The organism is Yersinia artesiana (genome assembly GCF_902726545.1).
Classification (GTDB): Bacteria; Pseudomonadota; Gammaproteobacteria; order Enterobacterales; family Enterobacteriaceae; genus Yersinia; species Yersinia artesiana.
On sequence record NZ_CACVAD010000054.1, the window covers coordinates 1 to 23,973 of the forward strand.

The following is a 23,973-nucleotide window of genomic DNA, read 5'->3' on the forward strand; positions in this document are numbered from 1 at the left end:
TTATCTACCTGATCAACCCCATAATATCTAAAATATTAAAAAGTAACAGAACGGCTATCATCACCCTATCGTGTCTGGTTATATTTTCTATTTCTATTGATTTAATCAGTGCATTCAGTGAAAGGCCATATTTAATTGATTTCCCACAATATTTCAGGCTATGGACGTGGGTATTTTATTATATGACAGGCAGATTTCTTTGTTCGAAAATTTGCCAAAAAATAACCAAACTGCCGCGAGTACGCCTTGTCGCAAAAGTGCTTCTTATCCCGACGGCAATTTCCATGTATTACTATGAAAGTTTTATGTCGATACATGTATATAAAACAGTAAATGCAGGCTACTTTCTCGATAATTTACACGTTTTAATACTGAGTTTATGCTTATTTGTCATATTTGATAACTTTGACACTAAACATGAATGGATAAAGAAAACATTGGCCTATATCAGCCCGTCCATGATCGGGGTTTATATTTTGCATGATGGGATTTTCTATTTTATTGCCAGCGCATATAACTTATCTGATGTCACATTGAGATTCACATTACTGTTATCTGTATTTGCGGCCTCTGTCCTGTTATCACGGATTCTATTACTCAATAAGTACACATCACGCTTTATCTCGTTTTGATTGATGTCAGCGGGGATGTTGTGACCTTAAACACGCAAATATTTTTTTATCTGATATACAAGCGTAATTCCTGTACTCATGCAAGTGTATTTGGTCAAATGGAGCGTCGGGCTGGAACCTTGCATGGCTCGACTTCAATCTGACATGACAATGAGGGAATACGATGTCTATCTCGGCACGAAACCAGTTAGCAGGAACAGTACATGCTATTGTTGAAGGTTCAGTCAATGATGAGGTTGTCCTATCTTTAGATGGCGGTGAAAAACTGACTACCGTTATTACCAAAGCAAGCTGCAAAACATTAGGCCTGACAGTCGGAAAACCAGCAATTGCCTTGATCAAAGCGCCTTGGATTATTTTGGCTTCTCTGGATTGTGGTCTGAATTTCTCAGCCCGCAACCAATTTACAGGTAAAGTCAAAACCATCACCAAAGGTGCCATCAATTCTACAGTTGAGATTATTACTGTTAATGGGCTGGCACTGATTTCAGTGATTACCAATGAAAGTCTTGAAGAAATGGCGTTATTTGTTGGAAGTGAAGTGACTGCATTATTTAAAGCGTCTAGTGTCATTCTTGCGACCAAGCAAGTTTAAGAGCAACTTATCTTTATGAATGCTATTGCAAAAATAGAATAAGCCGCGTAAAGCGGCTTATTTAACGTTGATGTACAAACCGCCATACGATCACTGCGGCCGATATATATCTCTGTAGTGAGCTAATCTTTCACGGAAGAAATCGAGTTCATCTGATGAAAGTTTTGCTTCTATCTCATCAACTTTAATTTTCTTTTTTTGGTTTTCCATAAAAGCAATCGTGGATGCCACAAAGTCCAGACTGGTATGGCAATATGCTGATACAAGCTTTTCAAGTGCTGACATGTTACCCCCCCTTTCGCGGCCTAGCACATGGTAAAATTTAACACAAATAATTATATTGAAACCGTGGTTAAGATCAACTTACAAGGGATTGGTCACCCACGAGAACGTCAAATCCGGTGATACTTTTGATTTGGCCAGATATTAACTGGGGTAAGAATTTTATCGAGGATCGATGATTTTTAGTGAGTTTTCCGTTATGGTTCAGATAACCTTTCTACAACTCATAATTGATCACGAGAACCGAATTGAAAATAAGAAAAACAACGCTGATTATGATAGCGATTGCGCTGGCGGTATTCGCTTACACCTATTTTACTGGGGCCTAGTGCTATCAGACTTATGTTAAAAGTTATCGCACAAGATTTTATCAAACCAGAGCACATCAGTGATGTTATGCCACTCTATAAAGAATTAGTGGAAAAGACAAAGCTTGAACCCCTTTGTATTTCCTATGATTTGTATATTGATGATAAAGACCCTGGTAACTTCGTTTTTATTGAAGAGTGGCCGAATCAAACAGCTTTAGATATACATTGTGCAACAGAGCATTTCAGGCGGTTGGTTCCACAGATCAACCAATATCAGCGAAAAGAGTGCACATTTATCTTTATGCACCCTTTCGAATAACGTTAAAAAGCAACCGGTTACAATACCTTTTGCTCTTCTTCATGGTACTGATTCTGCCACATAGCTGAGTAGCGGCCATTTTGCAGCAATAATTCCTCATGCCGTCCGCGTTCAACTATTGCGCCCGCCTCCATCACAATAATTTCATCAGCATCAATGATGGTGGATAAACGGTGAGCAATAACCAACGTCGTGTGATCGCGGCTAACTTCCCGTAAATGGGTCTGAATTTCGCGCTCAGTATGAGTATCTAATGCACTGGTTGCTTCATCAAAAACCAAAATAGCCGGGTTTTTAAGAATAGTGCGCGCAATCGCCACCCGCTGTTTTTCACCACCGGATAACTTAAGTCCGCGCTCGCCTACTCGCGTCTCATAACCATCTGGCAAGCTGATAATGAAATCATGGATATGTGCAAGTTTCGCTGCTCGCTCTATCTCTGCAAAACTTGAAGAGGTTCTACCATAAGCAATGTTATAACGCAGCGTGTCATTAAATAGCACCGTATCTTGAGGCACTATACCAATAGCCTCACGTAAACTCGCTTGAGTCACATTGCGAACATCTTGATCATCAATATAAATCGCACCATCAGTAACGTCGTAAAAGCGGAACAATAAACGAGATAGTGTCGATTTACCGGCTCCTGATGCCCCCACCACTGCCACCGTTTTGCCCGCCGGAATAGTAAAACTCACTTGATTCAAAATAGGTCTGCGCGGGTCATAACCAAAACTCACAGAGTCAAAGCGCACTTCTCCTTTTGTCAATTGTAAAACCGGAGCATTAGGACGATCTGTAATTTCTTTTTTTACCATCAATAAATCTAGCATATTCTCCATATCAATCAGCGCCTGTCTAATCTCGGAGTAAATAAACCCAAAGAAGTTGAGTGGCTGATACAACTGAAGAAGATAAGCATTGACCAACACAAAATCACCGATGGTCATACGACCTTGCGCAATACCTTGCGCCGCCATTGACATCATCACAACCAGCCCTACCGATATAATGGCTGTTTGCCCCAGACTTAATGCAGTAAAACTGAATTGATTTTTTATCGCCGCATATTCATACAGCTGTCTGGAGTGATTAAAACGCTCGGCCTCAAACTGTTCATTCCCAAAATATTTTACAGTTTCATAATTTATCAGGCTGTCGATGGACTTCGTATTCGCGTCCGCATTAGCTTGATTCAGCTCGCGCCGAAAGCGAGTTCGCCAACTGACAGCCATCACGGTAAATAGGATGTAGCAGGCAACGGTGACCAGAATGGCGACGGCAAACCAGCCATCGAGCAGATGCCACATAATAAGAGAGACCAGTGTTATCTCAAATAAAATGGGGAATATAGAGAACAAGATGCGTGAAAGTACGGTCGCAACCGCTTGTGTACCACGCTCAATAGATAAAGATAACCCACCCGTTTGCCTGTCCAGATGAAAACGTAAGCTGAGGTCATGTAATTGTTTAAATACCCGTAAACCAAGCAACCGAGTCGCATTCTGACTGACATGCACAAACATGACGTTACGTAATTCTTCAAATAGGGAAGCACTGATTCTTGCGACGCCATAAGCAATGATCAAAGTGATGGGAATAGCCATCATCCTGGCATTTTCACTGCTTAACGTGTCGATCATCGCCCGATAAGCGAGGGGAACCAGAGTGGTACTGACCTTAGAAACTACCATAAATACGACGGCAGCAACCAGGTAGTAGCGTAGTTTCGAATTATTTTTAGGCCACAGGTAGGGCAGCAGGAATTTCAGTATACGGGAGCGATCCATGTTTATTTATTTACCATCTCTGGTGGGTTAGCAGTCATTGTTTTTTATATTCTGCCACGTATCAGAGTCATGACCTAATAAACAAGGCGATATCAAAAATCATGATACAAGCCCAGTTTGTTCTGTCATACACCAATGGGCGCTGAATGTTCGTTAATTAAACTGTAGTGCATTGCAATTTTTCATTCATTTTTTTTGACCAACATAAGCAATTCTCTTCGATATCCAAATTATGTGATCGGAGTAACATTATTTCTATCGAAAGCAGACGGCTTTCACATCAACAAACAGAAGAGAATTTATTATGAAAATGACTATCGCAACTCTGACCCTGATCGCAGCAATCCTGGCACCAACTGTTTCAATGGCAAATATTGGTGACCATGACAGCTATCAAGGCACCTACTCTATCAGTCAGGGTCAAAGTACAAACACAGCGGGCCAAACTGCTAAAAACTAAAAAACCAATGGCCCCACTGAATATTGAGTGGGGCTTTTAATTATCAATATTTTTCATCATCACAAAAGTCTGATACCCAATGTTACTTTTATTTAATCAAGCAACTATTGTTTATCATTCAATAACCATATAAATGCCCTACGTTATTACTCCCTTACTCAGAAATGTTCTTTTCTTTTTAATCCTACGATGTTAGTTAACTCTTTAACTTAGTATCACCCATTTTATTTGTGCCCATAATTATGTACATAAATGATCTCATCTAAACACAAAAAAACTCATAAAATTCTAAATTTTCTATTCTATTTATCATTATCGGAAGATATAGCAATCCAGTAATTTTTAATTGACGGTCATACATTTCGGCATAAAATCAGCGCATAAAAATACTCACATAACACAGAGTATTGATGAAAAAACACCTTTTATCAGGAGATTTTAATGCTACAAGCAGTGCTCCACGGGAAAGCAGGCACTTTGCAAATCGCAGGTAAAGAGCTGGCGGTAAGTTGGCGATCCCTGTTTAAATCGAAAGAGGATTTACTTACAGCAAGTCTATTTACCCGTGTTAGCTACTTCCCTGAAGAATGGATGAAAATATTTTTCACCTCTCTCTTTGGGCAGAAACCAGAGCTCGGTGTGTTAAAGAAACGTCATTTCTGGCCACGCTTCTCCCTGGAACAGCAAGCTGTAGAACCAGACTTAGTATTCAGTTTTGAAAATAAAGATATTTTGATTGAAGTAAAACCTCCGGAAGGAGGCAAACAAAATTATATTCAGTGGCGCAAAGAGATAGACTCTTTTCTACAACAACGTGAAACAAAAACAGAGATTGATAGAGAACTTATCTTTGTTGCATTAGGAAATAATGCTACACATTATCAGCAATGGTCTGAGGCACTTAAACTCAACCGAAACAATTTGAGTATTTATTGCCTTGAGTGGAAACAAGTGCAAAAAGCCATTATCGCCGTACAACTCGTCACTGGTTCAGATCCCCTTCTCGACGACTGCCTGGCCGCACTAGCACTTTATGGCATTCTGCAACCAGTACCTCACTGGCAGCAACTACAACAATATGCACAGAGATTCCCATTATCCGAAAAAATATCCAGCGACCTTTACCCTCTTTATTTAGCCAAAAAAACACCACTTGTTCCCCAAATATCTCACTGGCAATTACTGTCTGAATTGATATCACACCAACCTCTACCCATTGATGAATAAGCAGGAAAAATAATGTCACCAGAAGAAACATTGTCGCAAGTCAGGCAAGCTCATCGTATTTGTGCCGCTTTTTATCAACGAATGATGCCACTTATCAATAATATCTCAGAAGAATTAGAACTGAATTTTGTTAGTTGGGCACCTCGTACATTTAATCGGCCAACCCGCAAAACAACCAATCCGCTTACATACTGGTCTTGGGATTATTTGCCATTAATTAGTGCTGGTTTTATTTTCTCTTCACAAGAGCAAGATGGAGAAATAAAACAAGGAGACTATATTTTAGATATTGAACTCGTTGCTGATGCGGAACTTGATTGTGCTAGTATCAACAGGCTTTATGGCAAAACCCAACCAGATGCAACAAATTTACATATCTGTAGCCGTGAGTCACACAGTTTTCTCAAAATATATCTATTCCAAGCCAATACAGCATTATCTGGTAATTCCTTTGATACTATGTGGAAAGAATGTGACTATCCTGAGTTAAATGAAGTTATCCACGCGGGTAACAAAAATGTCGCTACTGTTGGTTTTATTCTTCCCATTGCAGAGATCATGAATGATGATGGGGTGACTCTTGCGGTAGATAGAATTAATCAGCACTTGGAACTAATGCAGAAGTAAAAGTATTGCAGGATATCTTATCCAGCGGCTTTCAAATTACATCATCTATATGCATTCAAAAGCCGCGGTTAACCGCATAATTACTCGTCGAAGAACCAATAACCCTGATTAATCAGATCAGTTAACTCAGCAACAAATGCTGGGTTATGTAATGCCTCGCCTAACTCTTTTTTACTAATCAAAGTGTATCGGCACAGCGCGTCAGCACCTTTAGGATCCACCATTTCCAGCCGTTCACTGTTGATAAAGAAGCTGTCTCCAACTTGCAAAACCCGCAGCCCACTCAGGCGAGCCAAGACTTCTCCCTCCATCAGAGCTTCGACAATCTCCGCCGGTTCGTAAGGTGGTTCCGCTGGAGCAATATCCAGCTCATGGCGCGGCGTCGTGGCAAAGCAACCAAACCATTGTTTAAAATCTTCCGGCTGATTAATCATAGCGACCATCATCCCGCGCAAGCGGTCAAGTTCATAATCTTCGACCCGGCCTGGATGTTCCCGACAGGTTAAATCTGGATCGCTGTAGTGCTCACCACCAAGATCATTTTCCAACGCATAATCAGCAAAGCTACTGATTAAATCTCTGCCATTCGGCCCACGAAAACCAACGGAGTAGTTGAATGCCGTTTCATGAGTAAACCCATCATGCGGAAAGCCCGGTGGGATATATAAAATATCGCCCGGAGCCAAATCTTCATCGATAATCGGTGTGAATGGCTCAACATGCAGCAGTGCTGGATGCGGGCAAAACTGTTTGAGTGGCAATTTATCGCCCACACGCCAACGACGGCTACCCATGCCCTGAATAATAAAGACATCATACTGATCGATATGCGGCCCAACCCCACCGCCAGGGACAGAAAATGAGATCATCAGATCGTCCAAGCGCCAATCCGGTAACACCCGAAATGGACGTACTAACTCAGCAGATGGCGCATGCCAATGGTTAACAGCTTGGGCCAACAGCGACCAGTTGGTTTCGCCCAGATTATCAAAGCTCTCAAATGGCCCATTACTCGCCTGCCATTCACCATTTATATGGCTGACCAAACGACTGTCTACTTCAGCCTCCATCGCCAAACCCGCCAACTCATCTGGCGTGATGGGATCGACAAAGTTCGGGAAAGCATTTTTTAATACAACAGGTTGTTTTTGCCAATATTTCTCTAAAAACTCGGGCCAATTAAGATTAAGTTGATAAGTCATGCTTTCACACCAGTAAGAAGACAAACGGCCGTGATTATAAAGTGGCTCACACATGCCCTACCTTGTCATTAGTCAATGACGTAGCTTGGATAAGCAAAAAACCCCGCAGAATGCGGGGCGGTCATGCTGTTAGAACTCAGCCCATTCATCATCAATAGAATGAGATTGTTTTTTTAATCTCTCTTCTTTGACTATTTCACGTTTGTGATTGTTGTTTTTATTATTCCGAGTGACACTTTGCGCATTTTTATTTTTAGATATTTCAATCAGATCAACTTTGAATACTGAAACTGTATCTACAAGTTGTCTGGCATTCTTATTCATGTTTTGAGTGATAGCAGAAGACTCTTCAACCATTGAAGCATTTTGTTGAGTCGCCAAATCCATTTCATTTACAGCCATTGCAATTTGGTTCACGCCGGTACTCTGTTCTTCAGATGCTTGCGTGATCTCTTGCATAATATTGCTGACATGAGTCACAGAGGTCACTATTTCCTGCATCGTTTTCCCAGCATCCTCAATCAATCTGGCCCCGTCATCGACATTTTTTACCGACTCATTAATAAGTAAGCTAATCTCTTTGGCTGCATCCGCACTACGTTTGGCCAAATTTCTCACTTCCGTTGCCACAACGGAGAAACCTCGACCTTGTTCGCCAGCTCTGGCCGCTTCAACCGCAGCGTTCAATGCCAAAATATTAGTCTGATTAGCAATACCGTCAATCACACGGTTAATTTCAGAAATTTTGCGGGCGCTTTTCGAAATTTTATCCATGGTACTAACTACATCACCCATCACAATAGAACCACTGTTAGCAGCTGTTCTTGCCTGGTGAGACAGCGTATTAGCTTGTCTGGCATTTTCTGCATTATTGGAAACAGTTGTCTTGATTTCCTCCATACTGGCCGCAGTTTCTTGCAAAGCACTGGCCTGATCTTCCGTACGTGATGCCAATTGATGATTACTGCTGTCAATTTCTGATGCATCAGTTCTTATATGATCTGAAGCGCTTCTGACTGAAGTGATAATTTGGCTGATCGACGTTTTCATATTTTTTAATGATTCGAGCATCAGCCCAATTTCATTACGTGACCCAATATCAAACTCGTGATAAAGCTCCCCGGCACCAATTTTCTCAAGCATAGATGAAGCAACTTGTAGACGATTGAACACATTCCTTTTGATAATCACATAAGAAACACATGAAATAATGATCGCGATAACCAGCAACAGTGATGCGATAATGACAAACGAACGCATGTCAGACGTAAATCCATCAACAATTTCATCTTCTATTGCTGCAACATAGTCTGCATATTTCGATATGGCCTTATCCAGAGCGGCTTCTTGTGCACCGTTATCAAAACCACGATTAATATGAGCTTCTATAGATTTCATATTTGACGTGTAAGCAGCAACTAACGCATTAAATTGAGTATTAATATCCGTTGTAAGTTTATCCCCAGTTGCATCTAAATCGGGAATTTTATTAAAAACATCGTTATGACGTTTGGCATTATCAAGCCCTTCTCTAATAACAGCAGCTTTATTTTCCAGCCGTTCATGGCTAACGCTCTCGTCATTATAAACAAAGTTAATATCACCACGGACATTGGCGAGATAACTACTCATCCTCCTCAGTTCACTGATATTCTGCGAAAGCGAATCTATATTATTGAATGCAACATTAGCCTGATACATTGATTTAAATGCAAATGACGAAATGACAATTATTGTAAAACAAAGAACCATCAATATGACTTTTATTAAAGTGGATATCTTGAAAGATTTCATTTTAATCTCAAAATTTAATGACTGAATACACACAGACAATACTTACCGAATATTTAAATCAAGCAATCAAATCTGGTATCATAGTGGTTAAAAATATGACGTTTAATTTCGGTGAGTTAGGAAGGTTTCTAATGCTTATTTTACTCTGTAGGATATGAAGCACAATTTATTTCACTAAGAACAATAGGTTAATTAGCGCACATATATGTAACTAAAAACATCGTATAGCGTGTTAAATTTAAATATCACTCATGCCAGCAGGATAATTATCTGTGATAAATGATTAAAGATATCTTCCATCATATTTTCAAAGAATGGGGCTAATGTATACATGATCAATGACATCGCCATCATGCCTATACTTAATGTCAAAGGAAAACCTACCACGAAAATTGATAATTGCGGTGTAAGTCGATTCAGTAATCCCAACGTAAGATTAAGGCAAAGCAGTAGGGTAATAATTGGCAATCCCAACATCAACCCACATTTGAATATTAACCCGGCCATGTGTGGTAAATAAAGAAAACCCTCTGGATTCAGAATGTTGTTACTCACAGGTAGTAAGATAAAACTATCAGCCAGGATACTTAGCATCCATAAGTGCCCGTTAAAACTAAGGAAAAGCAATGTCACCAAGAGATTTAATATCCTGGAAATGACGGGCATATTACCTCCCGCCGCAGGATCAAAAAAGGTCGCAAAAGAAAGCCCCATTTGCAAACCAATAATTTCACCAGCATTACGAACGGCAACAAATATAAGTTGTACCGTTAACCCCATGGCTGCACCAATAATAAATTGTTGCGCACCAACCCATAGTCCAGCAATAGAAAATATCTCGATATGGCTATTAGGCTGATTTTGTCCAATCAACAATGCGATAATAATCGCCAACCCTATTTTGGTTTTTTTACCGATACCTTTTTCATTAAAAATGGGTGCAGTACTGAATAATGCTAACACTCTCAACATCGGCCAAAAGAACTGGTTGATTATCGAATATAAGCTGACAATTGACAGGGTGAGCATGTCTATCCAATCACGTAGGGTAAATTACTATAAAGTGTACGTGTGTAATCAAGAAAAACACTCAACATCCATGGCCCTAGGGCCATCCCTACTGCGATAATAGTCAGTATCTTAGGAATAAATGACAATGTCATCTCATTTATCTGTGTCGAAGCCTGTAATATACTGACAATAAGCCCGGTAAATAGCGCAGCAAATAATAAAGGTGCTGCGATCATTAATCCGACTTTAATGGCTTGAAAACCCATTGCCATTACGCTTTCTGGTGTCATTTTATATCCTGTTTAACTAAAAAAACTTTGTGCTAGAGAACCCATTAATAATTGCCAGCCGTCAACCAGGACAAACAACATCAATTTAAAGGGTAACGATATTGTTGCAGGAGGAACCATCATCATACCCAGAGCCATCAAAACACTGGCGACAACCAGATCAATAATCAGGAAGGGAATAAAAACGCTAAAACCAATCTGAAAACCCGTTTTTAATTCGCTGGTCACAAATGCAGGCAGTAAAATCCGCATAGGCACATCGTCCCTACTTTGGAAATTCTCTTCTTTGGCCATTCTGGTATAAAGTGCCAGATCAGTTTCTCGTGTCTGTTCCAGCATAAACGTTCGTAATGGTTGAACCCCCCTTTCCAGGGCGGTTTCCATGGTGATTTTATCCTCCGACAGAGGCTGCCAGGCTTCTTTATATATCTCATTAAAAACTGGCGACATCACATAGAACGTCAAAAATAGAGCTAACCCTAGCAGTACTTGATTTGGCGGTGTTGATGGAGTACCCAACGCATTGCGCAATAACCCCAACACAATAATGACACGAGTAAAACCCGTCATCATCAGCAGTATTGCAGGCAAAAAAGTTAACGACGTTAGTAATACCAGTGTTTGCACCGGCAGCGACCAGTTCTCACCATCAGCAGAACGAGTGATCATCACATCACTGTTGGCCGCCCAGACATGTTGCACGGGCAGGAAAAGTCCAACAATCAGCAGAATAAATATCCCAAACGGCATCCAGCCACCGGTATATTGGCGTGGAAAAAGACTCATTCTGATGGCCCTGTTTTACGTTTTTTCAACATGCCAGCAAATGTCGACTGAAAATCAACAGGAAGTGGCGAATCAGGAACAATATTATTAGTTACTGATTTATCAAATGTTGCCAGACAATTGATCTGCCCTGGTGTCACGCCGATTAATAATCTTTTATCAGCCATATCTATTACAATAACGCGCTCACGCTGCCCAAGAGAATGGCTGCAAACCACCGACAAGACTTGGTTCCCTTTAGATAAACGTGGGGCAAGCCCACTTCGACGAGCAACCCATGCGATAGCCGCGATAATCAGTAACACCAGCACCAGTGCCCCACCGATACTGACCAATATTGAACCGGGCGTCGTGGCATCAACCACCGAAGATGCGACCTGAACAGGAGTTTGGGGTTCCATCATCGGCTTAGGCGGTGCATTCTTTCTGAAGGCGTAATAATATCGGTAATTCGAATACCGAATTTATCAGAAACGACGACTACCTCACCTTGCGCAATTAAATAACCATTAATCAAAATATCCAAAGGTTCGCCCGCTAATCCTTCCAGGGAAACAACAGACCCCTGACTTAGACGTAGCAACTCTTTGATAGTCATTTTGGTTCGACCTAATTCGACAGTCATTTTTACTGGGATATCGAGAATTAAATCAAGATCTTCAGAAAAATGTGAAACCAGGCTATCTTTGGCAAGTGGATTATCTGTCGCTTGTTGTTCACTCATCGCTTCACCCCAAAGATTATCGATGGATTGTTTATCAGCGCCAGACGAAGGTGTGGTGTCACTCATGGGGTAATTACTCCTTTTTTAAAGATAACAGCGCCGGATTCATTATTTTCTCGACTTTGAGAGCGTATTGCTTATTGATACAACCGTACTTACCAGAAAATACCGGTACGCCATCGACACGGGCTTCAATAACTTCCGGTTTATCAATAGGAATAACATCACCCTTCTTCATTTTCATGACTTGTGAAAGACGAGTTGATATATCCGCAAAATTTGCTACTAGCTCTAGTTCAGTTTCTCTGACCTGTGAAGCTAGCGTATTTCGCCATTGTTTTTCTTCTTGTCTTGAATTTTCCATTGGTGGACTAGTTAGCAGTTCACGTAATGGCTCAATAATGCTAAAAGGAATACAAATATCAAACTCGCCTCTGTGTGGGCCGATTTCCACATAAAATGGTGTTGTCACCACAATATCGTTTGGCGATGAAGTGATATTAGTAAATTTCACCTGTATTTCAGCACGAACATATTCGGTGTGTAGTTTAAATATGGTGCTCCATGCAAAATCATAGGCTTCCAGTGCCATCGTGAGCATACGTTTGATCACTCGTTGCTCTGTGGGCGTAAACTCACGTCCATCCGCTTTAGTCGGAAATCGGCCATCACCACCAAATAAGTTATCTACTGCCATAAAGACGAGGTTCGGCGAAAAGACAAACAGTGCCGTACCTCGCAGCGGGTTCATATGCACCAGATTAAGATTGGTTGGCACCGGCAAATTACGTGCAAACTCATGATATGGCTGAATCTTGATATTTCCGGCAGTCACATCCGGACTGCGCCGCAGCAGGTTAAATAACCCCATGCGAAACTGGCGTGCAAAGCGTTCGTTAATGATCTCAAGGGAATGTAAACGTTCACGCACAACACGGCGTTGAGTATTCGGATCATAGGGTTTAATGCCTTCGTCCAATGCCGGGCTATTCGCTACATTTTCACTTTCAGTATTACTGCCGCCATTTAATAATCGGTCTATTTCGGCCTGAGATAATATGCTGTCAGACATAGAAATTACCGTAAGATGAATGCGTTAAATAATACATCAGTAATCTCCACACTCTGATTCGGTGCAAGAGGTTTACTGACAACGCTTTTAATTTTTTCAATTAATTGTTTTTTCCCTTCATCAGTCGATAAATTTTCAGCGGTTTGATGCGCTAAAAGAATAAATAATCGACTGCGTACTTCTGGTAAGAATTGATCTACCAATAATCCCGAGTTTTCATCACTTACCCGTAAAGTTATACCAATGTGTAATACACGATCTGCATCAGTGGGTGTTGGCATTAGGCTAACAGTAAAAGTTTCCATTGGAATATATAATGGAGCAATATGTGCCGATTTGGTCGCAGCACTATTACCTTCAACAGATACTGTTTCTTTGATGTTTTTCATTTCATACAAAGCATAACCAGCCAAGGCACTTGCCCCAATGGCAATTAACGTTATAAATAAGAACGCCAGGGAAAACTTCTTACCTCCCCCGGTGGCTTTTGGGTTCTTTTTTGACATTTTGCGAAAAACCTTGTTATAAAATACCTTGGAGGCCAGTAATAGAGACTCTCAAATAAGCTGAGCATTCTATTACAGCTAGCCTCCAGGACAATTCATTGAAGAAATTGAATTATTGTCACTAATTCAATTGATGACTTAATATGTCAAGCAAATGTATTTATTCCGTTGGCGTAATGAATTGTTTTGGTATTTATTTCGCTATTCTCTTCGGGTATTAGTGTCAAATCATCACTCTCATCATCAAAATGATGTGGTGTTGCTGACTCCTCCGACTGAGAGAACCCCTCCCACGATGACGATGAATCAGCGCCGACACTGCTTTGCCCCAAATTAATGCCTGATTCTGCCAATGATGTGCGCAAATGTGGCATTGCAGCCTCCAGAGCCGCACGTACCTGATGATTCTCCGTCACAAAATGTAACTGTGCCTGATCACTGTTCAAACGCAGATTGATTTGTAATGCCCCAAGTTCTTCCGGATGCAGGCGAAGTTCAGCATTATGGATACCATTACGGGAAAAATAGGATAACTGCTGGCTTAGCGCTTGTTGCCATGCGGGAGTTCCCAGCGCCTGATTGAGCACCGCGGGTGAGTTAGCTGCCGCGGCGGTTGGAGATGCAGATATATCATTAGCACCAGAAAGTGTCGGACGCAGGCTGATATCGGTTATCACTGATGAGCGGTTATCTGGTGTTAGTGGAAGTTGCGCCGTGATCTCGGGCTTGACTGCCGTTACCCCAGAGTCCTGTTGGTTCGCTTCATTCGGTTTAACCAACGTAAGGAAATCATCGTGCTGTTCAGCTGCAATCTTGCCTGTCTCTTGTTTACCTTCTGCTACCCTATTCGATGTAGCCTGAGGCTGATTTTTCAGCATGATTTGCCCGAGCAAGTTTGTGGTATCACTCGGTGACTCCCTCCCCTGAGATTCGCCAAGGTTAGGGGGTGTTGTCGTTGCCCCATCGCTACTATTTTCAGCTGGCATTTCGGCAGGTGATGGAGCTGGCGGTGATAGTGGTGCCACCACAACCCCTTGTGCGGTGTTGCTAACCAATTGCTGTAACTGTTGCCACTGTGGGTCGATAGAGAAAATAGGGTCGGTTTGCTGTTCTTGTTGCGGTATATCGGCACTAAGAGCGTCCAGCACGTTCTCGATAATCTCTTCTTTGTCTAACTCATCAACGCTGTTCTCTTGAACAAAAGAGTGTGACTCAGGGTGGGCAAGTTTATCATTCACCGCAGACTTCAATTCGGATGCAGACAGTTTTTTTTCCAACGTTGCGGAAAAGTCCAGTGCATCGGTTAAGGGTTGTTGGCTGCTTTTCGTTGTCATGCCACTGACGGTTGGTATTGCTTTGACGATCATAAGACCTCTTTTCCCATACAAGCACGCTGCGCAAACTCATCCATCATTTTCTGTTCCTGACGATTCTCTTTGAGCGTTTTCACCGCATCAGCCCGACTTTTAAGCGTCTCAAATGCATTAAGACGTTGTTTGTCATGTCGCCATACCAGCAATGTCTGATCTACCGAATGCTGGCATTTAGCCACTTGCCCGGCCTGTTGTTTGACGACATTCCCCAGAGAATCAATAAAAGATTGGCGGTTTAACAATTCGGCAATAGGCAGACCTTTCCCCACGACACTGGCACGTAACTGTTGCTGATATTCCAATTCGAAATTTTCCAATTGATCTAGCTGCGTCGCCGCGTGGGTATACGCCTGCTGTACTTTTCCTAATTCAACGGTGGTGTCGTTGAGTGTTTGCTCTGCAAGATCGCGCAGAACATCCATCGGGCTGGTAATTGCCATAATTAATTACTCATATTACGTTTTAGGTATGTCAGAAAAGATTTGAGAAAGACGCTCGCTGGCCTCTTCATAACTGCTGCTCTCATATATAGCTTGCTGTAAATATGCCTCCATGTCGGGATATAAACGGATGGCTTTATCCAGCAGAGGGTCTGTACCGGCTGCGTATGCGCCGACACTGACGAGATCACGATTGCGCTGATAAGTTGAAAGTAGCTGTTTGAACGTCTGAACTTTCTTGTAATGAACTTGGTCAATCAACTCCGTCATGGCCCGGCTAATGGATGCTTCAATATCAATTGCCGGATAATGCCCAGATTCAGCTAGCCGCCGCGACAGAACAATGTGTCCATCAAGAATGGCTCGGGCGGAATCAGCAATCGGGTCTTGTTGATCGTCACCTTCGGTTAGCACGGTATAAAATGCCGTGATCGACCCCCCCTCTTTGACGCCATTACCCGCACGCTCCACCAGCGCGGGTAATTTTGCAAATACCGACGGCGGATAGCCTTTGGTTGCCGGCGGCTCACCGATGGCCAGGGCGATTTCACGCTGGGCCATCGCATAACGCGTTAGTGAATCCATGATGAGCAGCACATCCATGCCCTGATCGCGGAAATCTTCCGCTATGCGGGTAGCGTATACCGCCCCCTGCATACGCAATATCGGTGAGACATCAGCGGGTGCGGCAATAACCACCGAGCGGCTACGCCCTTCTTCGCCCAAGATATTCTCGATAAAGTCTTTAACTTCTCGACCACGTTCACCAATTAGCCCGACCACAATGACATCAGCTTTGGTATAACGCGCCATCATGCCAAGCAGCACACTCTTGCCCACGCCGGAGCCAGCAAACAGCCCCATACGTTGGCCCCGCCCTACCGTTAACAGGCCGTTGATGGCTCTGACACCAACATCCAATACATGCTTAATGGGGTCACGTAATAAAGGATTGACTGGCGGGGTAAACAACGGCGCATGCTTGACGCAACCTGGCGGAGGCAACCCATCAAGTGGCCGCGCACTGGCGTCCAATACTCGGCCTAAAAGTTCCAGCCCTAGCGGAAGTTGTTTACCTTTGACGATATCGGCCCCACTCCCCAGCGCATAAACTCGCGCGCCCGGCAAAATGCCGTCGACATTTTCGAGTGGCATCAAATAGAGAATTTCGCCATTAAAACCAACAACTTCACTTTCAACTTTATCAACACCATGACCGGTATTACGCTCGACAATGCAGAGCGTGCCGATAGGCAGTTTTAACCCAACGGCTTCCATCACCAACCCGGTGGCACGGGTTAACTTGCCATACTGCTGAAAGGGGGGCAGCGAGCTGATTAATTTTTCTTTTCTATCAATTACTTCCAACCAATTCTTCAGGCGCATCGTCATGTTGGGTAATCCTCGCGCCCAAGCTCGCATAATGCTTGCCAGCGCGAGGTTATCGTGGCGTCAAATTCACCTTCCGCCGAGGTTATGCGGCAACCACCGGGTAAAATTTGTGCATCTTCGCGCAGCTCCCATCCCAATGATTCCAACGACTTACCGACATTCTGTTCAACTATTTCAATGTCAGCCGGATTGACCCATAACTGCGCATTTTCTTTAAATAGTGTTTCTTCTTGCAGCAATTGCTGAATTTTCTCCAGCAATACCGCGTTATCACAAACAATGTTCCGGCCCAGAATAGAACGGGCCGCGGTCAGGGATAGCTGTACCAAGCGGGAAGGGATCACACTGTCGAGGTTGTCTAATGCGACTTTAAACTCTTCCAGTAACTGAGAGAAACGCTCACCCGTCTCGCGCTGTTGATCATTAGCTTCTGTCAGCCCCTGCTCGAAACCTTCCTGTTGCCCTTGGCTAAATCCTGCCTCGTAACCCTGCTTTTTTCCTTCTTCGACGCCGCGAGTCTGACCTTGGGCAAACCCTTTTTGTTCTGCTTGCTGACGCAGGCGCGATAACTCTGCCTGTAACAATTCATCAGACTGATAGGCTCCTGAGGATTCGACAATCTCATGTTCAGGCTGGGCGAAATCATCCAGTAGATTCTGAGGCTGCCAATCCTGCCAATCGAGTTTTTGGTCACGATCAAACATAGGCATCGTCGCTTCCCCCAATAACCACTTCGCCCGACTCGGCTAAACGTCGAACAATCAACAGGATACTCTTCTGCTCAGCTTCCACCTGAGACATACGTACCGGGCCGCGAGAGCTAAGATCTTCCATCATGATATCGGCCTGACGTCGCGACATATTGCGGAAGAACTTATCGCGCAATGGTGCTTCAGCCCCTTTAAGAGCAATGATGAGTGATTCATTTTCGATTTCCTGCAGAATGCGCTGAATACTGCGGTCTTCAATTTCGACCAGATTTTCGAACAAGAACATTTCATCAATGATTTTCTGTGCCAGTTCCTGGTCAAACTCGCGCACTGCCTCAATTGCTGCCTCTTCCTGTTGTGTTTTCATCAGGTTGAGAATTTCTGCCGCTGGACGTACCCCCCCCATTTTGCTGCGTTTCAGGTTCTGCCCGTGCAATAGAGAACTCAGCACTTCGGTCAGCTCTTGTAGCGCCGCCGGCTGCACTCCACCAAAGGTGGCGATACGCAACATGATGTCATTACGTTCGCGATCATCGAATTTACTTAAGACATCAGCAGCTTGCCCACGTTTCAAGTGGACAAGGATAGTGGCAATAATTTGCGGATGTTCGTCGCGGATAAGATCGAATGCGGCCTGAGGCTCCATAAAATTCAGTGTCTCAATACCATTCGCGCCATTTTGCGTATCCAGTAAGTCTTCCAGCAAACTTGAGGCCCGCTCTTCACCCAGCGCTTTCACCAGAACACTGCGCAGATAGTCATTGGTATTCACACTCAGCGCAGCATATTCACTGGAGTCACGCTGGAACTCTTTAAGCACAGTGGCAAGCTGCTCATGGGTAAACCCCCCCATATTGACCATCGCGGCACTAATTTGTTTGACCTCGTGGGTATTGAGATGTTTGAACACCTCAGCAGCCAGCCCATCACCGAGTGTCAACATGACAATCGCACTTTTCTCAGAGGCATTCATGATTACTTCAGGTCCTTATTCATCCACTGGCGAATGACCAGAGCAATAACCCGTGGTTCCTGCTCCGCCAGTTCTCGCAGATTCTGCGTATTAAGTTCAGCTTCGACGCGCTGCTCAGCTTTGGCTCTTGCACCACTTTCAGCTTTACGTTTGCTGGCATCCAGTTCGGCCTGGCGGGCTTCTTTCTCTAACTCCAGTCGGGCCAGAATCAGCTCCTGATTTCTCAACCAGGCAGGTTGAATCGCCTTACGCCAGAGGAACCACGCAACAATGGCAACCAACAGATAACGGCCTGCGGCCATCAGCAAATTGATAAATCCATCTTGTTTCCAGAATGGTGGTGCAGCCTCTTCTTCCACAGTGCTGAATGGAGAGTTCACGATATTGAGCGTGTCACCACGGGTGGCGGAGAAGCCGATCGCTTCTTTAACCAATGCATTGATTTGTTCCATCTGCTCTTTAGGTAACGCTGCCGGTTCTCCCTCGGCTGCTGGCAGATAGTTGATAACTACCGCGACGGAGAGCCGCTCGATACTGCCGGTGCTACGCTTGATATGAGTTAGCGTTCTATCCAATTCATAATTGGTGGTGTTATCTCGACGATTATTGAACGGCGTTGGCGTTGCCGCAGTTCCAGCCGCATTTGTCCCTGTTGCACCTGGTGTTGCCGGTGTTGCCCCGGCAGCCGCTGGCGTCGTGGCTGGAGGTTGAGTAATGGGCGCTGTCGCAGGTACTGGAGGCTGATTGCTCAATGCGCCTGGCACCCCACCTACTCCATTCTTACTGCCCTGCTCAGAATCACTGGACTGACGGCTGCGGATCGACATTCGATCCGGTGCAGTATTAGGCTGGAATTGTTCAGCGGTTTGCTCATGGAGGGTAAAATCAAGTTGTGCAGTAACCTGCGCTTTAACGTTATTACGCCCAACAATTGGCGCAAGGATCGATTGAATTCGCTGCTGGAAATCCGCTTCAACTTCACTGGTAAACTTAAGCTGCGAGGTTTGAATCGCCTGACCACCCCGTTGGGTTAACAGGCGGCCATTTTGATCCACAATCGTGACATCATCGGCATTTAACCCTGGTACTGCGCTGGCGATAAGGTATGTGATAGCACTGACTTGCCCGCTTTCCAGCGTACGCCCGCTATTCATGTTGACGGTAACGGATGCGGAGGGTTGCTTCTGCTCGCGGACAAACATTGAAGGCTTAGGTATTGCCAAATGCACACGCGCACTGGTCACTGGCCCCAGAGTTTCAATGGTGCGAGACAGCTCGCCTTCCAACGCGCGCTGGAAATTAACCTGTTCGCTAAATTGGCTAATGCCAAATTTTTCCTGATCTAATAATTCAAAACCAACAGCCCCCCCTTTAGGTAACCCGAGTTGAGCCAGTTTAAGGCGCGCTTCATAAACGTTATCGGCCGGTACCATAATGGCACCACCCCGATCATCAAAACGATAAGGCACGTTCATTTGTGCCAATTGTGCAACGATGGCTCCGCCATCCTGATCAGTTATATTGCTGTACAAGACCCGATAGTCTGGTGATTTAGCCCAAAATAATAGCGAGATAATAAGCGTTATAGCCACTGAACCGCAGATGAGTAAAACAATTTTAGGACTAGAACGAATACGTTCTAATGCTGCCATTAAATTAGCTGTATTTTTGTTTCTGATATCGTTTGTCGTGGCATTCATGCCGTAGTCCTGTAGAAAATATAAATGACGCAATGTAGGCGTATTATTGCGAATCAGCACTCCGGTTTACGGGGATGAGAAACGAAGCGGTAAATACACAGACAGAATTCCAGTCGCGTATTATCTTCTAATTGAGTTTTTTTTAAGTACCGATAAGCTGAAACTTCTGTCAGCTTATCGGATTATTTTATTTGTAAAATGTCATGTTAGGCTACAGTTATTAAATAGCGATTATTAAATATCAAGTTCGGCAAAATATTAATCATGCCGATATAAAGGAAATACTGATGTCTATTCAAGCGATAAGGGGAGTCCTGGAGCAAATTGATTTTCAGGCTCAGCAAACTTCCGCCCCCCAAAGATCCCCATTAATTTCAGATCGTCAAAACGTCGAAAAGCCATTACAATTTTCTGACATATTATTTAATAGTGTTAACAGTATTAACGCTATGCAAACACAAGCTAAAACTCAATCACAAGATTATATGACAGGTGCCACTGATATTGGGCTTAATGACGTCATGGTCTCATTGCAAAAATCATCTCTGGCGTTAAATCTCGGGGTCCAGGTACGTAATAAATTAGTCAGTGCATATCAGGATGTCATGAATATGTCCGTATAACTTATTTAATACATCGTTTAATAATAAACACCTCAAGCTACAGATTGGCAAGAATTATCAATGTTACATGTCGCAAGGATAGCTTGTATCAGTGACATTTGCGAAATTCAAAATCGAGTAATCAAAAATTGCGTATTCAGGCAGAACTTTCTGATAGAGATTTACAAAAGATCAGCGAGTTAATATATCAACGCGCGGGAATCGTATTAACTGAACAGAAACGCGACATGGTTTATAACCGCCTTTCCCGGCGATTACGAGATCTTAAGCTCACCAGTTTCACTGATTATGTGAAGCAACTTGAGTTAAATCAAAATAGTCATGAGTGGCAACCTTTTATTAATGCACTCACTACAAATCTGACATCATTTTTTCGGGAGTCATATCACTTCCCGATTCTGGCTGAACATGCCAGCACCAGAACAGGAAATTACACCGTATGGTGTACTGCGGCCTCCACCGGGGAAGAGGCATGTTCTATTGCCATGACATTGGATGAAACACTAGGTCGTAGCATTGCAGGCCCAAGAGTATGGGCTACAGATATAGACACTGAGGTTTTAGAAAAAGCCAATAATGCCGTTTACCGCTTATCTGACCTTGATAGCCTGACCCCAGAGCAAAAAAGGCAATATTTCATGCGTGGGACCGGTGCACAAGAAAATCTGGTGAAAGTCAGGAAAGAACTGCTGTCGAGTATTCGCTATCAGCAGCTCAATTTACTTGACGCAAATTGGGACGTTCCTGCCCCTTTTGACGCCATTTTTTGCCGAAACGTGATGATTTATTTCGATCAAAAAACGCAAGAAAAGCTGATGCAGCGCTTTGCCAGAATGCTGAAACCGGGAGGCATTCTATTCGCCGGACATTCTGAACATTTTAGCAATATGAACGGGCCGTTCCGTCTGCGTGGTCAATCGGTTTATCACCTGGCTCAAGAGATATTATGAAAAAGATAAGAGTACTCTGTGTTGACGATTCTGCGCTAATACGCAGCATCATGAGCGATATTGTTAACCATCAGCCTGATATGGAAATGGTAGCAACTGCACCCGACCCGATTATTGCCAGGGATTTGATCAAGCTTTACAACCCTGACGTATTAACGCTGGATGTAGAAATGCCGCGTATGGATGGTCTGGATTTTCTGGAACGTCTGATGCGCCTTCGCCCTATGCCGGTCATTATGATCTCTTCGCTGACCGGCAAGGGATCAGAGATAACACTGAGTGCTCTGGAGTTGGGTGCGGTCGATTTTGTCACCAAACCGCAAATGGGGCTCAAAGACGGCATGATGCAATATGTTGAAATTATTGCAGAAAAAATCCGCATGGCCTCAAAGGTACAGGTTAAACGTGGCGATAAACTGTCTGCTGCTCCCAAAACGCTCACCAGCCCACTGGTTGGCAGTGAGAAAATCATTGCCATTGGTTCTTCTACCGGGGGAACCGAGGCTTTGCGGCAAGTTTTGATTCCTATGCCGCTAACCAGTCCGGGCATTGTCATCACGCAACATATGCCGCCAGGATTTACGCGTTCTTTCGCTGATCGCCTCAACAGCCTGTGCCAAATCGCAGTAAAAGAGGCCGAAGATAATGACCGCGTATTACCTGGACATGCTTATATCGCACCGGGTGATCTGCATATGGAACTTATCCGCAGTGGCGCGAATTATCATATAAAACTGAATAAATCCCCCCCGGTCAACCGCCACCGTCCGGCGGTCGATGTGCTATTTAAATCTGTCGCCAAATCCGCAGGAAAGAATGCTGTCGGCGCTATTTTAACTGGCATGGGCAGTGATGGTGCCAAAGGGCTATTAGATATGCGCAATGCAGGTGCTCATACACTGGCCCAAAGTGAAAAAAGCTGCGTGGTATTTGGTATGCCGCGTGAAGCTATTGCGTTAGGTGCTGCTTGTGAGATTGTCGATTTGCAAGATGTCAGCCAACGCATACTCAATAGCATTGTCGGTCAGGCCCGCAGAATTTAACCCATTCCCCTTTACGTTTATTAGGCACCCTTTATTGGGTGTATTTCATTTTCACAGGATAAAAATATGGTAGATAAAAATATACGCTTCTTGGTTATCGATGATTTCGCCACTATGCGCCGAATTGTGCGTAACCTGCTGCAGGATCTCGGTTTTAAGAATGTCGATGAGGCTGAAGATGGTCAGGATGCATTAATCAAGTTACGCACCTCAAAATTTGATTTCGTCATAAGCGACTGGAATATGCCTAACCTGGATGGCCTGCAATTGCTATCTGAAATCCGCAAAGATGAGAGTCTGAAAACACTGCCGGTGCTGATGGTGACGGCTGAAGCGAAAAAAGAAAACATCATCGCAGCGGCGCAAGCAGGTGCGAATGGCTATGTCGTGAAGCCATTTACCGCCGCTACGTTGGAAGAGAAGTTAAACAAAATATTTGAAAAGCTTGGATGGTGATTTATGAATACAACACCAAACAAACATTCAGAAGAAAGTGTTAAAGATATTTTCTCTCGCATTGGTCATCTTACCCGCCTGTTACGCGACAGCATGGCTAATCTCGGTCTGGATCGCGCCATTATGGATGTCGCAGAGGCCATTCCTGATGCCCGCGATCGTTTAAGCTATGTGGTTGGAAAAACCTCGCAGGCCGCAGATCGTGCCTTAACCTGCGTAGAAATTGCCCGCCCGCTTCAAGATGAACTGAGCGATAAAGCGAATGGTCTGACTGTGCGCTGGGATGCCTGGTTTGAAAACCCGATTGAGTTGCCGATGGCGCGTGAACTGGTGGCCGATACCCGTGAGTTCCTCTGTGATACCCCTAAGATTGCCAGCAAAACCAATGAGCAACTCATGGAGATCATGATGGCTCAGGATTTCCAGGATCTCACCGGTCAAGTTATTCAAAACATGATGAAACTGATCGAGAGTGTGGAAAATGAACTCATTCAGGTGCTGGTTGAAAATATGCCCGGCACACCATCTCCTTTTGATGAAAAACCAGACAATTTAAAGAATGGGCCTCAAATCAATCAATCCGGTGCTGGCATTGTGGCCACCCAGGATCAGGTTGATGACCTACTCGAAACACTGGGGTTTTAACAGCTCCGTCATGTTAGCCAGCCCCCGCGGCAGTTTGTTT

The 23,973-nt window shown here is 43.8% G+C and carries 28 protein-coding genes; 11 read left to right on the forward strand and 17 right to left on the reverse strand.

Annotated elements, in window-relative coordinates; translation table 11 throughout:
* Together HU019_RS16480 and HU019_RS16485 are read left to right on the forward strand one after the other, a co-directional pair.
* A partial coding sequence (locus tag HU019_RS16480; RefSeq protein ID WP_174850503.1) for an acyltransferase occupies nucleotides 1-632 on the forward strand: 632 nt, incomplete at its 5' end.
* 163 nt (nucleotides 633-795) lie between these two features.
* Nucleotides 796-1,227: a TOBE domain-containing protein gene (locus HU019_RS16485; RefSeq protein ID WP_174848036.1), complete on the forward strand. Its 432-nt coding sequence runs from the start codon at nucleotides 796-798 to the stop codon at nucleotides 1,225-1,227.
* Between the two features lie 90 nt (nucleotides 1,228-1,317).
* Here the strand turns inward: HU019_RS16485 and HU019_RS16490 are convergent, their stop codons facing one another.
* Nucleotides 1,318-1,512, reverse strand: a complete 195-nt coding sequence (locus tag HU019_RS16490; RefSeq protein WP_050077645.1) for a glycogen synthase — start codon at nucleotides 1,510-1,512, stop codon at nucleotides 1,318-1,320.
* 339 nt (nucleotides 1,513-1,851) lie between these two features.
* Between HU019_RS16490 and HU019_RS16495 the strand changes: the two genes are divergently transcribed.
* A complete protein-coding gene (locus tag HU019_RS16495; protein WP_174848037.1) occupies nucleotides 1,852-2,139 on the forward strand; it encodes a putative quinol monooxygenase in 288 nt (95 codons plus the stop codon).
* Between the two features lie 17 nt (nucleotides 2,140-2,156).
* Here HU019_RS16495 and HU019_RS16500 read toward each other — a convergent pair whose 3' ends face one another.
* The gene (locus HU019_RS16500) at nucleotides 2,157-3,929 is read right to left on the reverse strand and encodes an ABCB family ABC transporter ATP-binding protein/permease (protein WP_174848038.1); all 1,773 of its coding nucleotides are present in this window, start codon (nucleotides 3,927-3,929) and stop codon (nucleotides 2,157-2,159) included.
* 304 nt (nucleotides 3,930-4,233) lie between these two features.
* On the opposite strand from HU019_RS16500, the gene HU019_RS16505 reads away from it, so the two are divergent.
* From HU019_RS16505 to HU019_RS16515, 3 genes are all read left to right on the forward strand, one after another.
* Nucleotides 4,234-4,389, forward strand: a complete 156-nt coding sequence (locus HU019_RS16505) for a hypothetical protein (RefSeq protein WP_174848039.1) — start codon at nucleotides 4,234-4,236, stop codon at nucleotides 4,387-4,389.
* A 441-nt stretch (nucleotides 4,390-4,830) separates the two neighbouring features.
* Nucleotides 4,831-5,616: a hypothetical protein gene (locus HU019_RS16510; RefSeq protein WP_174848040.1), complete on the forward strand. Its 786-nt coding sequence runs from the start codon at nucleotides 4,831-4,833 to the stop codon at nucleotides 5,614-5,616.
* Between the two features lie 12 nt (nucleotides 5,617-5,628).
* On the forward strand, nucleotides 5,629-6,243 hold the full coding sequence (locus HU019_RS16515) for a hypothetical protein (RefSeq protein ID WP_174848041.1): 615 nt from the start codon (nucleotides 5,629-5,631) through the stop codon (nucleotides 6,241-6,243).
* Between the two features lie 80 nt (nucleotides 6,244-6,323).
* On the opposite strand, the gene HU019_RS16520 is transcribed toward HU019_RS16515, so the two are convergent.
* From HU019_RS16520 to fliF, 15 genes are all read right to left on the reverse strand, one after another.
* The gene (locus tag HU019_RS16520) at nucleotides 6,324-7,445 is read right to left on the reverse strand and encodes a ribosomal protein uL16 3-hydroxylase (RefSeq protein WP_174848042.1); all 1,122 of its coding nucleotides are present in this window, start codon (nucleotides 7,443-7,445) and stop codon (nucleotides 6,324-6,326) included.
* A 129-nt stretch (nucleotides 7,446-7,574) separates the two neighbouring features.
* Complete coding sequence (locus tag HU019_RS16525) at nucleotides 7,575-9,239, reverse strand: methyl-accepting chemotaxis protein (protein ID WP_227739414.1); 1,665 nt, start codon at nucleotides 9,237-9,239, stop codon at nucleotides 7,575-7,577.
* Nucleotides 9,240-9,488: 249 nt separating this feature from the next.
* Nucleotides 9,489-10,268 (reverse strand): flagellar biosynthetic protein FliR, encoded by a 780-nt coding sequence (gene fliR / locus HU019_RS16535; protein WP_174848043.1) that lies wholly within the window; start codon nucleotides 10,266-10,268, stop codon nucleotides 9,489-9,491.
* A 2-nt stretch (nucleotides 10,269-10,270) separates the two neighbouring features.
* A complete protein-coding gene (fliQ, locus tag HU019_RS16540) occupies nucleotides 10,271-10,540 on the reverse strand; it encodes a flagellar biosynthesis protein FliQ (RefSeq protein ID WP_050077635.1) in 270 nt (89 codons plus the stop codon).
* Nucleotides 10,541-10,552: 12 nt separating this feature from the next.
* Nucleotides 10,553-11,290 (reverse strand): flagellar type III secretion system pore protein FliP, encoded by a 738-nt coding sequence (gene fliP / locus HU019_RS16545; protein ID WP_174848090.1) that lies wholly within the window; start codon nucleotides 11,288-11,290, stop codon nucleotides 10,553-10,555.
* 32 nt (nucleotides 11,291-11,322) lie between these two features.
* On the reverse strand, nucleotides 11,323-11,730 hold the full coding sequence (fliO, locus tag HU019_RS16550; protein ID WP_077174429.1) for a flagellar biosynthetic protein FliO: 408 nt from the start codon (nucleotides 11,728-11,730) through the stop codon (nucleotides 11,323-11,325).
* Nucleotides 11,727-12,116, reverse strand: coding sequence for a flagellar motor switch protein FliN (fliN, locus tag HU019_RS16555; RefSeq protein WP_050077632.1), 390 nt, complete (start codon nucleotides 12,114-12,116; stop codon nucleotides 11,727-11,729). Before fliN ends, fliO begins: the two co-directional genes overlap by 4 nt.
* A 7-nt stretch (nucleotides 12,117-12,123) precedes the next feature.
* The gene (gene fliM, locus HU019_RS16560) at nucleotides 12,124-13,122 is read right to left on the reverse strand and encodes a flagellar motor switch protein FliM (protein WP_174848044.1); all 999 of its coding nucleotides are present in this window, start codon (nucleotides 13,120-13,122) and stop codon (nucleotides 12,124-12,126) included.
* A gap of 5 nt (nucleotides 13,123-13,127) precedes the next feature.
* Nucleotides 13,128-13,628 (reverse strand): flagellar basal body-associated protein FliL, encoded by a 501-nt coding sequence (gene fliL, locus HU019_RS16565; RefSeq protein WP_076707259.1) that lies wholly within the window; start codon nucleotides 13,626-13,628, stop codon nucleotides 13,128-13,130.
* A gap of 146 nt (nucleotides 13,629-13,774) precedes the next feature.
* The gene (locus tag HU019_RS16570) at nucleotides 13,775-14,995 is read right to left on the reverse strand and encodes a flagellar hook-length control protein FliK (protein ID WP_227739413.1); all 1,221 of its coding nucleotides are present in this window, start codon (nucleotides 14,993-14,995) and stop codon (nucleotides 13,775-13,777) included.
* Nucleotides 14,992-15,441, reverse strand: coding sequence for a flagellar export protein FliJ (gene fliJ, locus HU019_RS16575; protein ID WP_076707257.1), 450 nt, complete (start codon nucleotides 15,439-15,441; stop codon nucleotides 14,992-14,994). Before fliJ ends, HU019_RS16570 begins: the two co-directional genes overlap by 4 nt.
* 15 nt (nucleotides 15,442-15,456) lie before the next feature.
* Nucleotides 15,457-16,833, reverse strand: a complete 1,377-nt coding sequence (fliI, locus tag HU019_RS16580; RefSeq protein ID WP_174848045.1) for a flagellar protein export ATPase FliI — start codon at nucleotides 16,831-16,833, stop codon at nucleotides 15,457-15,459.
* The gene (locus tag HU019_RS16585; protein ID WP_227739412.1) at nucleotides 16,830-17,543 is read right to left on the reverse strand and encodes a flagellar assembly protein FliH; all 714 of its coding nucleotides are present in this window, start codon (nucleotides 17,541-17,543) and stop codon (nucleotides 16,830-16,832) included. Before HU019_RS16585 ends, fliI begins: the two co-directional genes overlap by 4 nt.
* On the reverse strand, nucleotides 17,530-18,516 hold the full coding sequence (gene fliG, locus HU019_RS16590) for a flagellar motor switch protein FliG (RefSeq protein ID WP_076707254.1): 987 nt from the start codon (nucleotides 18,514-18,516) through the stop codon (nucleotides 17,530-17,532). The genes HU019_RS16585 and fliG overlap by 14 nt, the downstream gene beginning before the upstream one ends.
* Before the next feature lie 2 nt (nucleotides 18,517-18,518).
* Entirely contained in the window at nucleotides 18,519-20,216 is a 1,698-nt protein-coding gene (fliF, locus tag HU019_RS16595; RefSeq protein WP_174848046.1) for a flagellar basal-body MS-ring/collar protein FliF, read from the reverse strand.
* 287 nt (nucleotides 20,217-20,503) lie between these two features.
* On the opposite strand from fliF, the gene fliE reads away from it, so the two are divergent.
* The 5 genes from fliE (at nucleotide 20,504) to cheZ (ending at nucleotide 23,933) form a co-directional block, all read left to right on the forward strand.
* Entirely contained in the window at nucleotides 20,504-20,839 is a 336-nt protein-coding gene (gene fliE / locus HU019_RS16600; RefSeq protein WP_076707252.1) for a flagellar hook-basal body complex protein FliE, read from the forward strand.
* 98 nt (nucleotides 20,840-20,937) lie between these two features.
* On the forward strand, nucleotides 20,938-21,789 hold the full coding sequence (locus tag HU019_RS16605) for a CheR family methyltransferase (RefSeq protein ID WP_174848047.1): 852 nt from the start codon (nucleotides 20,938-20,940) through the stop codon (nucleotides 21,787-21,789).
* Nucleotides 21,786-22,832 (forward strand): protein-glutamate methylesterase/protein-glutamine glutaminase, encoded by a 1,047-nt coding sequence (locus tag HU019_RS16610; RefSeq protein WP_174848048.1) that lies wholly within the window; start codon nucleotides 21,786-21,788, stop codon nucleotides 22,830-22,832. The genes HU019_RS16605 and HU019_RS16610 overlap by 4 nt, the downstream gene beginning before the upstream one ends.
* A 66-nt stretch (nucleotides 22,833-22,898) precedes the next feature.
* Nucleotides 22,899-23,288, forward strand: a complete 390-nt coding sequence (gene cheY / locus HU019_RS16615) for a chemotaxis response regulator CheY (RefSeq protein WP_174848049.1) — start codon at nucleotides 22,899-22,901, stop codon at nucleotides 23,286-23,288.
* Between the two features lie 3 nt (nucleotides 23,289-23,291).
* A complete protein-coding gene (gene cheZ, locus HU019_RS16620) occupies nucleotides 23,292-23,933 on the forward strand; it encodes a protein phosphatase CheZ (protein WP_174848050.1) in 642 nt (213 codons plus the stop codon).
* The last annotated feature ends 40 nt before the right edge of the window (nucleotides 23,934-23,973 follow it).

Bases quoted from the DNA above. Each gene is read 5' to 3' on its own strand.
- HU019_RS16510 (WP_174848040.1), top strand. From the start codon at position 4,831: ATGCTACAAGCAGTGCTCCACGGGAAAGCAGGCACTTTGCAAATCGCA.
- HU019_RS16515 (WP_174848041.1), top strand. From the start codon at position 5,629: ATGTCACCAGAAGAAACATTGTCGCAAGTCAGGCAAGCTCATCGTATT.
- HU019_RS16525 (WP_227739414.1), bottom strand. From the start codon at position 9,239: ATGAAATCTTTCAAGATATCCACTTTAATAAAAGTCATATTGATGGTT.
- fliG (WP_076707254.1), bottom strand. From the start codon at position 18,516: ATGAATGCCTCTGAGAAAAGTGCGATTGTCATGTTGACACTCGGTGAT.
- HU019_RS16585 (WP_227739412.1), bottom strand. From the start codon at position 17,543: ATGCCTATGTTTGATCGTGACCAAAAACTCGATTGGCAGGATTGGCAG.
- fliR (WP_174848043.1), bottom strand. From the start codon at position 10,268: ATGCTCACCCTGTCAATTGTCAGCTTATATTCGATAATCAACCAGTTC.
- cheY (WP_174848049.1), top strand. From the start codon at position 22,899: ATGGTAGATAAAAATATACGCTTCTTGGTTATCGATGATTTCGCCACT.
- fliF (WP_174848046.1), bottom strand. From the start codon at position 20,216: ATGAATGCCACGACAAACGATATCAGAAACAAAAATACAGCTAATTTA.
- fliQ (WP_050077635.1), bottom strand. From the start codon at position 10,540: ATGACACCAGAAAGCGTAATGGCAATGGGTTTTCAAGCCATTAAAGTC.
- HU019_RS16500 (WP_174848038.1), bottom strand. From the start codon at position 3,929: ATGGATCGCTCCCGTATACTGAAATTCCTGCTGCCCTACCTGTGGCCT.
- fliM (WP_174848044.1), bottom strand. From the start codon at position 13,122: ATGTCTGACAGCATATTATCTCAGGCCGAAATAGACCGATTATTAAAT.
- HU019_RS16495 (WP_174848037.1), top strand. From the start codon at position 1,852: ATGTTAAAAGTTATCGCACAAGATTTTATCAAACCAGAGCACATCAGT.
- fliL (WP_076707259.1), bottom strand. From the start codon at position 13,628: ATGTCAAAAAAGAACCCAAAAGCCACCGGGGGAGGTAAGAAGTTTTCC.
- HU019_RS16520 (WP_174848042.1), bottom strand. From the start codon at position 7,445: ATGACTTATCAACTTAATCTTAATTGGCCCGAGTTTTTAGAGAAATAT.
- HU019_RS16490 (WP_050077645.1), bottom strand. From the start codon at position 1,512: ATGTCAGCACTTGAAAAGCTTGTATCAGCATATTGCCATACCAGTCTG.
- HU019_RS16505 (WP_174848039.1), top strand. From the start codon at position 4,234: ATGAAAATGACTATCGCAACTCTGACCCTGATCGCAGCAATCCTGGCA.
- cheZ (WP_174848050.1), top strand. From the start codon at position 23,292: ATGAATACAACACCAAACAAACATTCAGAAGAAAGTGTTAAAGATATT.
- fliO (WP_077174429.1), bottom strand. From the start codon at position 11,730: ATGATGGAACCCCAAACTCCTGTTCAGGTCGCATCTTCGGTGGTTGAT.
- HU019_RS16485 (WP_174848036.1), top strand. From the start codon at position 796: ATGTCTATCTCGGCACGAAACCAGTTAGCAGGAACAGTACATGCTATT.
- HU019_RS16610 (WP_174848048.1), top strand. From the start codon at position 21,786: ATGAAAAAGATAAGAGTACTCTGTGTTGACGATTCTGCGCTAATACGC.
- fliJ (WP_076707257.1), bottom strand. From the start codon at position 15,441: ATGGCAATTACCAGCCCGATGGATGTTCTGCGCGATCTTGCAGAGCAA.
- fliI (WP_174848045.1), bottom strand. From the start codon at position 16,833: ATGACGATGCGCCTGAAGAATTGGTTGGAAGTAATTGATAGAAAAGAA.
- fliE (WP_076707252.1), top strand. From the start codon at position 20,504: ATGTCTATTCAAGCGATAAGGGGAGTCCTGGAGCAAATTGATTTTCAG.
- fliN (WP_050077632.1), bottom strand. From the start codon at position 12,116: ATGAGTGACACCACACCTTCGTCTGGCGCTGATAAACAATCCATCGAT.
- fliP (WP_174848090.1), bottom strand. From the start codon at position 11,290: ATGCCGTTTGGGATATTTATTCTGCTGATTGTTGGACTTTTCCTGCCC.
- HU019_RS16570 (WP_227739413.1), bottom strand. From the start codon at position 14,995: ATGATCGTCAAAGCAATACCAACCGTCAGTGGCATGACAACGAAAAGC.